A 12823-nucleotide genomic window follows, 5' to 3' on the forward strand; every position below is an offset into this window, starting at 1 on the left:
GTTTGTCAGACTATAATTAACAAACAATTTTACGGTAGGTTTTTAAAATTAAAAGGCTTGCTGTAACTAAAGATTTCTTTCATGAGTATTTATAAAGATTACCTTAAGCAGATAGAAGAACGAAAAGATCAGGGACTTCATCCACAGCCAATTGATGGTGCAGAATTATTAAGCAAAATCATTGAGCAAATTAAAGATTTAGATAATGAGTACAGAGAAGATTCTTTGAACTTTTTTATCTATAATGTTTTACCAGGAACTACCAGTGCTGCTGGTGTGAAAGCTAAATTTTTAAAAGAAATTATTTTAGGTGAAGCAATCGTAAAAGAAATTACCACTTCTTCTGCTTTTGAACAATTATCTCACATGAAAGGTGGGCCTTCAGTAAAAGTTTTATTAGACTTAGCTTTAGGAACAGATATTACTATCGCAAAACAAGCTGCGGATGTTTTAAAAACACAAGTTTTCCTTTATGAAGCAGATACTGCTCGTTTAGAAGAAGCGTATAAAAACGGAAGTGAAATAGCTAAAGACATTATAGAAAGTTACGCGAAAGCAGAATTTTTCACAAAACTACCAGAAATAGATGAAAAAATAGATGTAGTAACATTTATCGCAGGAGTAGGTGATATTTCTACAGATTTATTATCTCCAGGTGGTGATGCACACTCTCGTTCAGATAGAGAATTACACGGTCAGTGTTTATTTGAACATAATAAAGAACAACAAGCCGAATTAAAAGCAGTACAAGCACAACATCCTGATAAAAGAGTGATGTTAATTGCAGAAAAAGGAACAATGGGAGTTGGATCATCAAGAATGTCTGGTGTAAACAACGTAGCATTATGGACAGGTATTAAATCGAGTCCTTATGTACCTTTTATTAATATTGCTCCGGTAATTGCTGGTACAAACGGAATTTCTCCTATTTTTTTAACAACTGTTGGTGTAACAGGTGGTATTGGTTTAGATCTTAAAAACTGGGTACAACAAAAAGATGCTGAAGGAAACACAATTCGTGATGAAAACGGAGATCCAGTATTAAAAGAAGAGTATTCTGTTGCAACAGGTACCGTTCTTACAATTAATACAAAAGAGAAAAAATTATACAACGGAGATAAAGAGTTAAAAGATATTTCTGCAGCATTTACACCACAAAAAATGGAGTTTATGAAAGCAGGTGGTTCTTATGCTGTTGTTTTCGGTAAAAAATTACAAACTTTTGCATCTAAAGTATTAGGTATTGATGTTGTGCCAGTATATGCAACATCAAAAGAAATTACTGTTGAAGGACAAGGATTAACTGCTGTTGAAAAAATATTCAATAAAAATGCGGTTGGTACCACTCTAGGAGCAGTTTTACACGCAGGTTCAGATGTTCGTGTAGAAGTAAATATTGTAGGTTCTCAAGATACTACAGGTTTAATGACTTCTCAAGAATTAGAGATGATGGCTGCTACAGTTATTTCTCCAATTGTAGATGGAGCTTATCAATCTGGTTGTCATACAGCTTCAGTTTGGGATGATAAATCAAAAGCAAATATTCCTAGGTTAATGAAGTTTATGAACGACTTTGGTTTAATTACTGGTCGTGATCCTAAAGGGAAATACTTTCCAATGACGGATGTTATACATAAAGTATTAAACGATCTTACAGTAGGAGATTGGGACATTATTATTGGTGGAGATTCTCACACACGTATGTCTAAAGGTGTTGCTTTTGGTGCAGATTCAGGAACCGTTGCTTTAGCACTTGCTACAGGTGAGGCTTCAATGCCAATTCCAGAATCAGTAAAAGTTACTTTTAAAGGAGAAATGAAATCTTATATGGATTTCCGTGATGTTGTTCACGCAACTCAACAACAAATGTTAAAACAATTTGGTGGAGAAAACGTATTCCAAGGAAGAATCATTGAGGTTCATATTGGTACATTAACTTCAGATGAAGCATTTACATTTACAGATTGGACTGCAGAGATGAAAGCAAAAGCTTCTATCTGTATTTCTGAAGATGATACTTTAATTGAATCTTTAGAGATTGCAAAAGGTCGTATCCAAATCATGATTGATAAAGGAATGGACAATGCAGGTAATGTTCTTAAAGGTTTAGTAGAAAAAGCAGAAACTAGAATTGTAGAGCTTAAAACGGGTATTAAACCATCTTTAAGACCAGATGCAAATGCGAAGTATCATGCAGAAGTTGTGATTGATTTAGATGAAATCTCAGAACCAATGATTGCAGATCCAGATGTAAATAACGATGACGTTTCTAAACGTTATACACATGATAACATCAGACCATTATCTTACTACGGAGGAACTAAAAAAGTAGATTTAGGATTCGTAGGATCTTGTATGGTTCACAAAGGAGATATGAAAATTTTAGCTCAAATGTTAAAGAACATAGAAGCACAACATGGTAAAGTAGAGTTTAAAGCACCTTTAGTTGTTGCGCCTCCAACATACAATATTGTAGATGAGTTAAAAGCAGAAGGAGATTGGGATGTTTTAGTAAAATATTCAGGTTTCGAATTCGATGATAGCGCACCAAAAGGATTAGCACGTACAAAGTATGAAAACATGTTGTATTTAGAGCGTCCAGGTTGTAACTTATGTATGGGTAACCAAGAAAAAGCAGAACCAGGAGATACAGTAATGGCAACATCTACACGTTTATTCCAAGGAAGAGTTGTAAAAGATGATGGAGAGAAAAAAGGAGAGTCTTTATTATCATCAACACCAGTTGTGGTGCTATCTACAATTTTAGGTAGAACACCAACATTGGCCGAATATGAAAAAGCAGTAGACGGTATTGTTTTAACGAAGTTTAAACCTTCAACAAAACAATTAGTTAGATAATCTAAAATCTATAAATTATATTAAAAAGTCTGAGTTTTATACTCAGACTTTTTTTTTGCTCTTATTTATTTAATATATTAATATACGTCTTTAATAAGGATAACCTATTTAAGGTTTTTGGGGGTTACCACGCCAAAAAAGGCGCGGTCGGGCTTTTTGTTACAATCTTTTTGTTCATGCTTCTCAAAAAGGATTTTCACTTCAATCCCTAACCCAAGCTATTAGCATTTATTGAAGTAATTGTTTATTCCGATTAACTATTTCCATCCAAATCGAGATTCGGTTAAATCCCAATGCTAAAGCATTTGTAAGTCTTCTAGTGTATTTGAGATACACCAAAATGCTTTTATCGTACCTTATAACAAAGACGAAAGTATTCTTCATTGGGCTATAAAACTCAGTATAAAGAAGAACAAGAATTTTATCAAACCAAAAATGTAGTATGGATCTTAAAAAATTTGTTCGCTTTTTTACTGCAAGCCCATCAAGGTAATTCACTAAAATGGATATCACTTCAAACTTTTTAACTTTTTTCTCTGGATTTCCATTTTGTTTTTACAACCACTAATGAAAATGGTTGTAAAACTAGGATAGAAACTAACTTAGTTCTATTCCTTTTTTATAATGGCATGGATTTTTTGATAAAATTTATTGGAAAAGCGTACTGTCTCGCAATTCTTCCCACTTTGATTTTTCCCAAGCTACTGGGGGTGGAAAACCGGAAGATTCCTTAAAATATTCCTTGGCCATAACTTTGACAGTATCTGGGAATCGTTCTGCAAGGTTGTGTGTTTCAGCGGGGTCATTTTTTATATTATATAGTTCCACAACAGGCCCTCGACCCTCCATATTGTCATAATAGATCCCTTTTTCCAAAATGCCGGTATATCTCAACAAATAATCACCTTTGATCACTACCCAGGCCGGAGGGGCAAATTTTTGTTCGGTCCCATGAGTCTTGGTGGATTTAGTGATTAAATATCCCCATCGATAAGAATGTATGCCAGCCCAAATCAAATGATCATGAATTGGTTTTTCTCCTTTTCCCATAAGGATGGGCAGAAGACTTTTCCCATCTATTTTATTTGGAACTTTTAAGCCAGCCGCATCAATGGCTGTAGGTAAAATATCCATTGTAGAAACCAGTTGTCCCGAACGCTTGGAATTGTGTATTCCACTTGGCCAATATATAAACATTGGAACCCTAAAACCTCCTTGGTAATAATTGCCTTTAGTTCCCGAGAAAGGCGTATTCCCAGGAAGAGGAGATCCCGATTTGAAACCATCATAAGAACCGCCCGCCATGGCTCCATTATCTGAAGTAAAAATGATGATCGTGTTATCAAGGGCGTTTTTGGACTTGAGAAAATCTACTATTCGTTTTACATTGGTGTCCACAGCATTTATATGGGCATAAAAATTATTCAGTGTATAGGAATCGGATTTAAACTTGTTAAAGTATTTGGCAGGAGCTTTGGGTTCGACCGAATCGTGAACAGCGTGGTAGTGCAAATCCACATAGAACGGTTTATTGCTCGCAACAGATTCTCTGATAAAGTTCAATGCCTTATCCGTAAAAACATCAGTGTTATAACCTTTCTGTTTTTCAGCATGTTTAAAATTTTCCCATACAAGATTGGAATTATAGTATTGGCTTGCCCAATAATTATAGCCGAAATAATAGTCAAAACCATTGTTCAGAGGGTTTTGCTCGTCCACCACAGATCCCATATAACCACTTTTATCAATTTGAGCATATACTTGCGGTTGTGATTGTTCCAAAACATAAGGATTTAGATTCTCCTCTAAACCATTTTTTCGAAGAATATCATTTAAAATTTTGTCGTTTCTTCTTCCTATATGCCATTTTCCAATATGCGCGGTTTTATAACCATTCTTTTGTAATATTCCTGGTAGAAGCGTGCCTGGTGTAAACCCTTTTTTATCAACATCTTCTATAATATACATACCGTATTTATTTTGATTGTTACCAGTCAATATACCCATACGTGATGGAGCACAAACATTACTAGATGTATAGGCTTTGGTGAAAATTACACCGTCTTTTGCCAAAGTGGACAATGTTGGAATTGCAGTTTTTGAGAATTCTAGGGATTTATCTACGGAATACCCTTGCAGGCTGTCTACTAAATGAACAAAATAAGGATCAAAATCTCCTGTCGTAATTGTATCGTTATTAACACCAAATTGTCCATAACCCAAATCATCCATCAAGATGAACAAGACGTTAGGCTTTTTTTCTATGGTTTCTGAGCAACCATAGATAAGAACAAGAACAAGTAGAGATATAAACTTAAAGATTTTTTTAAAATAGATAGCTTTCATGATTATATGATTTTTTACACAACAAGATACAAAATTTAGATAATATGATTGAGATATATTATAAAAAGTAAAAAATAGATGTGTGAATATATTTTCATAAAATTTTTAAAACAAGTAGGGTAAATGAAATCAAGTTTGTATTACAATTGATTTCTAAAAGAAAAACCTATTATGATAAGAAAAAAGTTTTTTTCAAGAGTTAGTTTTTGCCCTTTAGATTCTTTAATGGGAGCTTTTTATACTGGTTTAGATTCAAGTTTTAATACTTTTAAAACGAATGGCTTTTCCACTACAACACTTGTTTGTATATCTCCTTAGACAATTCTCAGAATTAATATTTCAATTTTCATTACATTGTTAGCAAAGGCTTAAATGTGATTTTATATTGATTCTGCCAATCAATTTTTAAAATCATATTAAACCAACAATTAGAATACTGGGTTTATTACATATTTATTTCAATAAGCTCGTTTAATGTTGATTTTAATGAGCATAAATTAAATACCTAAAAAATGAAAAAAATAGTAATCATAGGCGTTTTAGTGACTATTCTTTTGGGGGTTTCAAGTTTCCATCAAAATTCTTTATTTCACTATCAGTATTAAATCTTTTCTAAGTAGAATTCAGTTATAAAACTAGTAGATATTTTGTACCTTAGTCTACTCATAAATTATTAACAACTAAATTATATATAAATCTTATGGCATTTGATATTAATATGATTAAAAAAGTGTATTCAAACGTTGTAAAACGTGTAGATGCAGCTCGAGAACTTACAGGAAAACCTTTAACTTTAGCAGAAAAGATACTGTACTCACACTTGTGGGACGAAACTTCTAAAAAAGCATTTGTAAGAGGTAAAGACTATGTTAATTTTGCACCAGATAGAATTGCATTGCAAGATGCAACTGCACAAATGGCATTATTGCAATTTATGCAAGCAGGAAAAAGTAAAGTTGCAGTGCCAACAACAACGCATTGTGATCACTTAATTCAAGCTAAAAACGGTGCAAGTTCAGATTTACAAACGGCTTTAAATACTAGTAATGAAGTTTTTAACTTTTTAGAATCTGTTTCTAATAAATACGGTTTAGGATTTTGGAAACCAGGTGCAGGAATTATTCACCAAGTAGTTTTAGAAAATTATGCATTTCCTGGAGGAATGATGATTGGTACAGATTCTCACACTGTAAATGCAGGTGGTTTAGGAATGGTAGCAATTGGAGTTGGTGGTGCAGATGCCGTAGATGTAATGGCAGGTATGGCTTGGGAATTAAAGTTTCCTAAATTAATAGGAGTAAAGTTAACCGGAAAACTATCTGGTTGGACAGCACCAAAAGATGTAATTTTAAAAGTAGCAGGTATTGTTTCTGCAAAAGGAGGAACAGGTGCTATTGTAGAATATTTTGGAGAAGGAGCAACTTCTATGTCTTGTACAGGTAAAGGTACCATTTGTAACATGGGAGCCGAAATAGGTGCAACTACTTCTACTTTTGGTTATGATGATTCAATGGAGCGTTATTTACGTGCAACCGATAGAAGTGATGTTGCAGATGCGGCAAATAAAGTAAAAGAATATTTAACTGGTGATGCAGAAGTGTATGCTAACCCAGAAGAATATTTTGACCAAGTTATAGAAATTAATTTATCAGAATTAAGTCCTTTATTAAACGGACCTTTTACGCCAGATTTGTCTACAAAAGTAGGTGCAGATATGACAAAAGCTGCTAATGATAATGATTGGCCATTAAAAGTAGAATGGGGTTTAATAGGTTCTTGTACCAACTCTTCTTATGAAGATTTATCGAGAGCATCTTCTATTGCGCAACAAGCTCTTGATAAAGGTTTAAAAATAAAATCGGAATTAGGAATTAATCCAGGTTCTGAAAAAGTTAGATATACTGCAGATAGAGATGGTATTATTGGCATTTTCGAAAAATTAGATGCGAAGATATTCACCAATGCTTGTGGACCTTGTATTGGGCAATGGGCTCGTTATGATGATCCAAAAAATGCGCCAAAAAACTCTATAATTCATTCGTTTAATAGAAACTTTGCAAAACGTGCAGATGGTAATCCTAATACACATGCTTTTGTAGCATCACCAGAAATGGTTGCAGCTGTAGCAATTGCAGGTCGTTTAGATTTTAATCCAATGAAGGATACCTTAATAAACGAAAACGGGGAAGAAGTAATGCTAGATGAACCAACAGGATGGGAATTACCACCAAAAGGTTTTGAGGTAAAAGATGATGGATTTTTGGCACCAGAAGAAGATGGGAGTGGAGTGGAAATTAAAGTAAATCCAACTTCAGAAAGATTACAGTTATTAGAACCTTTTACACCTTTAGGAAATGATTTAACAGGGGTTAAATTACTAATAAAAGCATTCGGAAAATGTACTACAGACCATATTTCTATGGCCGGACCATGGTTGCGTTATAGAGGTCATTTAGATAATATTTCTAACAACTGTTTAATTGGGGCCGTAAATGCATATGGTAAAAAAACAAACTTTGTTAAGAACCAATTAACAGGTGAGTTTGGTGGTGTGCCAGATACTGCAAGAGCATATAAAGCTGCAGGAATTAAAACTATTGTGGTAGGAGATCATAATTATGGAGAAGGTTCTTCTAGAGAACATGCGGCAATGGAGCCAAGACATTTAGGTGTTGCTGCTGTTTTAGTAAAATCTTTTGCTCGTATTCATGAAACTAACTTAAAGAAACAAGGAATGTTAGGTTTAACATTTGCTAATGAAGCAGATTACGATTTAATTCAAGAAGATGATACGTTTAACTTTTTAGATTTAAATAAATTTGCTCCAGGTAAACCTTTAACTATAGAGGTTGTGCATGCAGATGGATCTAAAGAGACTATTATTGCAAATCATACCTATAACCAAGGACAGATTGAATGGTATAATGAAGGTTCTGCTTTAAACTTAATTAAAAAGGAGAACGCAGAATAAAGTTTATAAATCTTAATTTTAAAAAGCGTTAATTGAAAAATTAGCGCTTTTTAATTTTATAACAAAAAGTATGATAAAAAATAAAAGTACAATAAAGAATATCGTTTATGTAATAATAATTGGATTGTTAATTATACCAAAAACAAGACAACAAATTCAAATAGGTTTGCAAACAGTTATTGCAAAATTAAGTCCAAGTATAGAAAAAGCAGATGAAGCAAAATTAGTAAGTGGTTATAATTGGAAGTTGATAGATTTAGAAGGCAATACCTATAATTTTAATGAAGCAAAAGGCAAAGTTATATTGGTGAATTTTTGGGCAACTTGGTGCCCTCCTTGTATTGCAGAAATGCCTTCAATTCAAGAATTGTACACAGATTATAGTGATAAAATTGAATTTGTTTTGGTGTCTAATGAAACACAAGAAGTTATAAATTCTTTTTTGAAAAAGAAAAATTACAATTTTAAAACCTATAGACCTTTAACAGCACCTCCAACAACCTTTAATGTAAAAAGTATTCCAAGAACTTTTTTATTAAATAAAGAAGGTCAAATTATTATAGATGAATCTGGTGCTGCAAATTGGAATAGTGAAAAGGTTAGGGCTACTATAGATGAATTGTTAAAATGATGGAGTTTACTCTTTATTTAAATCAGAATTTATTAAAAAAGTAGTTATTCGGAATGTATAAAAACTTCGTCAAACGTTTTTAAATCATATTGAAACCTTTAAGAAAATGCATTATATTTTAAGTCTTTAAATATAAAACTTTTGATGTATTTCAAGAGTTTTTTTGATCTCTACACAAACTATGAATATAGAAAAATTCAATCATTTATTAAATCAAATATCAAAAGAACCAATACAAGTTATTGATTCAAATATTGCTATTGAAAGTTATGTGCCAATAGCTATTTCATCAAAAAATAATGATTTGTTAAGTTTTGATATTTCGTCTTCCACTGCGTGGGAAAAATATTTAGAAACCTTTCTAGCTAAAAATAATGCTAAAGTAGCTTTTGGAGGCTATTTAGAAAAAAGAAATATTTATGACAGAAGCGATTATTTTAAAAATCAATCTAAAGAAAAACAAAGAAATATTCATTTAGGAATTGATTTATGGTGTAAAGAAAACACCAAAGTATTAGCGGCTTTAGATGGTAAAATTCATAGTTTTAATTTTAATAATAATTACGGAGATTATGGTCCAACTATTATTTTAAAGCATCAATTAGAAAATGAAATTTTCTATACTTTATATGGACATTTATCTTTAGCTTCTATAGAAAATATAATGATTGGCGATACTGTTTTACAAGGAAATTGTATAGGATATTTAGGAGATTCATCTGTAAATGGAGAGTATGCACCGCATTTACATTTTCAAATTATTAGAAATTTAGAAGATAATTATGGAGATTATCCTGGAGTATCATCCGAAGAAAATATTGAGTTTTATATAAACAATTGTCCGAACCCTAATTTATTATTAAAATTGAAGGCATAATTTCTTGTTTTATGTAAGTAATGCCTTAATTTATAGACTTATTGAATAACCAAAACTAAAATATTTTATTATGAATAACTTATGGTTTTTTGATAACGTAAACCTGTTCAACTTACTTTGTCCACATAAATTTAAAGAATATAAAAAGGGGCATTCTTTTGATGCTTATAAAAAAAGTGATTACATCTATTTTGAAGAAGACGCAGCAAGTAAAATTTACCTAATAGAAAAAGGAAAAGTTAAGTTAGGGTACTATAATGAAGATGGTACGGAGGTAGTGAAAGCTATTTTAACCAAAGGAGAGTTGTTTGGAGAAAAAGCCATTTTAGGTGAAGAAACAAGAAATGAATTCGCTCAATCGGTGGATGCTTCTACTTCAATCTGTCCGATAGGAGTAGACACTATGCACGATTTAATGCGTGATAATAAAACTTTTAGTTTAAAAATTTATAAGTTTTTAGGACTTCGTTTTAAAAAGCTAGAAAGACGATTACAATTAATTTTATTTAAAGATTCTAAAACTAGGTTTTTAGAATTTATGAAAGAATTATGTGAAGAGTTTGGCCATGATTGTGAAAAAACAGGAGATAAAATAATAGAACATCCTTATACACAAAAAGATATAGCTTCATTAATTGGCACTTCTAGATCTAACTTAAATGTATTAATGAATGAATTAAAGGAGGAAAATATTATCACTTTTAATAGAAAAGAGATAAGATTACTTCAAAAAATAGCATAAGTGTTAGCTAGCTAACATTTCAGTACTTATTAAACTTATAATTTTGTCATCAACATTAACATAAATATTAATAAGATGAAAAAAATTTTAAATTTAGCAATCGCAATTGCAATCGCAACAACATTTGTAGCTTGTAGCGATGATGACAACAACAGTACTTTACCAACAACAGGAGATTTAACAGTAGATTTTACAGGTTTAGAAGCATTAGGTGCAGATTATGTGTATGAAGGATGGTTAATTGTAAATGGAAGCCCAGTAAGTACTGGTACTTTTACAAGTGTTACTTTTCCACAAACATATACTGTTGCAATAGATGATTTACAAGCGGCAACAACATTTGTTTTATCTATTGAGCCAGCTGGCGAAACGGGAGCAGATGCATTAGCACCAGCAGCAACTAAGATTTTAGCAGGAGATTTTTCTGGAAGTTCTGCAAGTGTAACTTCAGCAGGTATTGTTGGAGATTTTAGTACTTCTTGGGGTAAATATATTTTAGCAACACCAACAGATACTGATAGTACAAATGAAGCAAGTGGAATTTGGTTTTTAGATAACACGAACCCTCCAGCAATTGCAGGTTTAGGTTTACCAACTTTGCCTGATGGATGGAAATATGAAGGATGGGTGGTTTTAAACGGAACACCAGTTAGTACAGGTACATTTACAGATGTAAATGCTGCAGATGAGAATGCTGCAACTTCACCTTATAAAGGATCTGCAGGTAATGGACCAGGTTATCCTGGAGAAGATTTTGTTACAGGATCTGCTGCAGGAGTAGATTTTCCAACAGATTTAAAAGGAGTTACTGTAGTTATTTCTGTAGAGCCTAGTCCAGACAATAGCCCAGCACCTTTTACTTTAAAACCTTTAGCACATGAAGTTCCTGCGGATGCAATGAACGGTACGGTAATAAATATGGGATCAGGACCACAAGTATCTTTAACGGGAAGTGTAATAAGATAACAGAAAAAAATACAATCTACTATTATGTTAATGGTTGATTTATTTAAAGGGTAATTATTTTTTAATAATTGCCCTTTTCTGTATAAAAAGGACTAAATATTATTATAAGGAATGAACTTTTATTGTTGTCTAACTTATTGAAATTCGTTCTTCATAAGAATCTAAAATAACTTAAGATTGACAAAAAAAATCATTTTATATAACCTCTTTTCTGTTTTTATTTTCGGTTAAAATTTATGGTAAATTGCTTTATTTTAGAACTTCATCAATAGTTTTTAAAATGATATTACAGCCTTTTATAATTTCTTCATCAGAAATATTCAAAGGAGGCGTAATTCTCATGGCTCTAGTTTCAAATAATAAAAAGAATAGAATTAAACCGTTCTCTAAACATTTTAAAACTACCTTTTCATTTAATTCCGCAGTTTCTAAAATAGCAGCTAACATGAGTCCTCTTCCTCTAATTTCTATAATGGAAGGATGTACCAAATGTTTTCTAATAAGCGCTTCTTTTCGTAAAGATTCTTTAATAAAGTTATTTTCAGTAATTTCTTTTACAGTGGCAACACCTGCGGCAGCAATTACCGGGTGACCTGCAAATGTAGAAATATGTCCTAATTTAGGATTGTCTTTTAATAAGCTCATTTTTTCAAAATCAGCAATAAATGCGCCAATTGGCATTCCGCCCCCTAAACCTTTGCCTGTAATTACAATATCTGGAATTACATTATAGTTTTCGAATCCCCAGAACATACCTGTTCTACCAATTCCTGTTTGTATTTCATCTAAAATTAATAACGCTCCAACCTCTAAACAACGTTGTTTTACTTTTGATAAAAAACCATTTTTAGGCTCAATAAAGCCAGCTCCACCTTGTATGGTTTCTAAAATAACAGCAGCAGTTTTAGTGGTAATTTTATCAATTTCATCGTCATTATTGAATTCAATAAACCTTGTTCCGGGAATTAAAGGTCTAAACGCTTGGTTTTGTTTTTCGACTCCAGAAACGCTCATAGAACCCATTGTGTTTCCATGATAAGAATTTTTGGCAGCAATTATTTCGGCTCTATTGGTAACTCTTTTTGCTAATTTTAAAGCGCCTTCTGTAGCTTCTGTTCCAGAATTTGTAATGTAAACTGCGTTTAGATTCTCAGGAGAATTTTGTGCTAATAACTTACATAATTCTACTTGTGGTTGCTGAATAAATTCGCCGTAAACCATAACATGTGCATACGCATCTAATTGGTTTTTAATAGCGTCTGTAACTTTTGGATGATTATGACCTAAGCTATTTGCAGATACACCTGCCACGAAATCTAAATATTTTTTACCAGAAGTGTTGTAAATATAACTTCCTTTTGCTTTGGCAATTTCTATAGCAAATGGGTGAGGTGAAGTTTGTGCTTGGTACTTAAAAAAATCTGTTTTCAA

Annotated in this window: 8 protein-coding genes; 6 read left to right on the forward strand and 2 right to left on the reverse strand. The window is 32.3% G+C overall.

Annotated features, from left to right (window positions below):
• Positions 1-81 precede the first annotated feature (81 nt).
• Positions 82-2859 (forward strand): bifunctional aconitate hydratase 2/2-methylisocitrate dehydratase, encoded by a 2778-nt coding sequence (locus MPF19_RS10670; protein WP_249988217.1) that lies wholly within the window; start codon positions 82-84, stop codon positions 2857-2859.
• Positions 2860-3507: 648 nt separating this feature from the next.
• On the opposite strand, the gene MPF19_RS10675 is transcribed toward MPF19_RS10670, so the two are convergent.
• Entirely contained in the window at positions 3508-5205 is a 1698-nt protein-coding gene (locus MPF19_RS10675) for a sulfatase family protein (protein WP_203392371.1), read from the reverse strand.
• A 700-nt stretch (positions 5206-5905) separates the two neighbouring features.
• Between MPF19_RS10675 and MPF19_RS10680 the strand changes: the two genes are divergently transcribed.
• From MPF19_RS10680 to MPF19_RS10700, 5 genes are all read left to right on the forward strand, one after another.
• The gene (locus tag MPF19_RS10680) at positions 5906-8176 is read left to right on the forward strand and encodes an aconitate hydratase (protein ID WP_249988218.1); all 2271 of its coding nucleotides are present in this window, start codon (positions 5906-5908) and stop codon (positions 8174-8176) included.
• A gap of 70 nt (positions 8177-8246) precedes the next feature.
• On the forward strand, positions 8247-8807 hold the full coding sequence (locus MPF19_RS10685; protein ID WP_203392373.1) for a TlpA family protein disulfide reductase: 561 nt from the start codon (positions 8247-8249) through the stop codon (positions 8805-8807).
• A gap of 181 nt (positions 8808-8988) precedes the next feature.
• Positions 8989-9684, forward strand: a complete 696-nt coding sequence (locus MPF19_RS10690; RefSeq protein ID WP_249988219.1) for a peptidoglycan DD-metalloendopeptidase family protein — start codon at positions 8989-8991, stop codon at positions 9682-9684.
• Positions 9685-9754: 70 nt separating this feature from the next.
• Positions 9755-10426 carry a Crp/Fnr family transcriptional regulator gene (locus MPF19_RS10695; RefSeq protein ID WP_203392375.1) on the forward strand — a complete coding sequence of 224 codons (672 nt, stop codon included), beginning with the start codon at positions 9755-9757 and terminating at the stop codon, positions 10424-10426.
• A gap of 75 nt (positions 10427-10501) precedes the next feature.
• Complete coding sequence (locus tag MPF19_RS10700) at positions 10502-11392, forward strand: anti-sigma factor (RefSeq protein ID WP_249988220.1); 891 nt, start codon at positions 10502-10504, stop codon at positions 11390-11392.
• A gap of 249 nt (positions 11393-11641) precedes the next feature.
• Here MPF19_RS10700 and MPF19_RS10705 read toward each other — a convergent pair whose 3' ends face one another.
• Positions 11642-12823 (reverse strand): aspartate aminotransferase family protein, encoded by a 1182-nt coding sequence (locus tag MPF19_RS10705; RefSeq protein ID WP_249988221.1) that lies wholly within the window; start codon positions 12821-12823, stop codon positions 11642-11644.

It is taken from the genome of Polaribacter sp. Z014 (assembly GCF_023555435.1).
Lineage (GTDB): Bacteria > Bacteroidota > Bacteroidia > Flavobacteriales > Flavobacteriaceae > Polaribacter.

Excerpts from the sequence above, each read along its gene's own strand:
- MPF19_RS10675 (WP_203392371.1), bottom strand. The coding sequence starts at position 5,205 with ATGAAAGCTATCTATTTTAAAAAAATCTTTAAGTTTATATCTCTACTT.
- MPF19_RS10685 (WP_203392373.1), top strand. The coding sequence starts at position 8,247 with ATGATAAAAAATAAAAGTACAATAAAGAATATCGTTTATGTAATAATA.
- MPF19_RS10700 (WP_249988220.1), top strand. The coding sequence starts at position 10,502 with ATGAAAAAAATTTTAAATTTAGCAATCGCAATTGCAATCGCAACAACA.
- MPF19_RS10690 (WP_249988219.1), top strand. The coding sequence starts at position 8,989 with ATGAATATAGAAAAATTCAATCATTTATTAAATCAAATATCAAAAGAA.
- MPF19_RS10680 (WP_249988218.1), top strand. The coding sequence starts at position 5,906 with ATGGCATTTGATATTAATATGATTAAAAAAGTGTATTCAAACGTTGTA.
- MPF19_RS10670 (WP_249988217.1), top strand. The coding sequence starts at position 82 with ATGAGTATTTATAAAGATTACCTTAAGCAGATAGAAGAACGAAAAGAT.
- MPF19_RS10695 (WP_203392375.1), top strand. The coding sequence starts at position 9,755 with ATGAATAACTTATGGTTTTTTGATAACGTAAACCTGTTCAACTTACTT.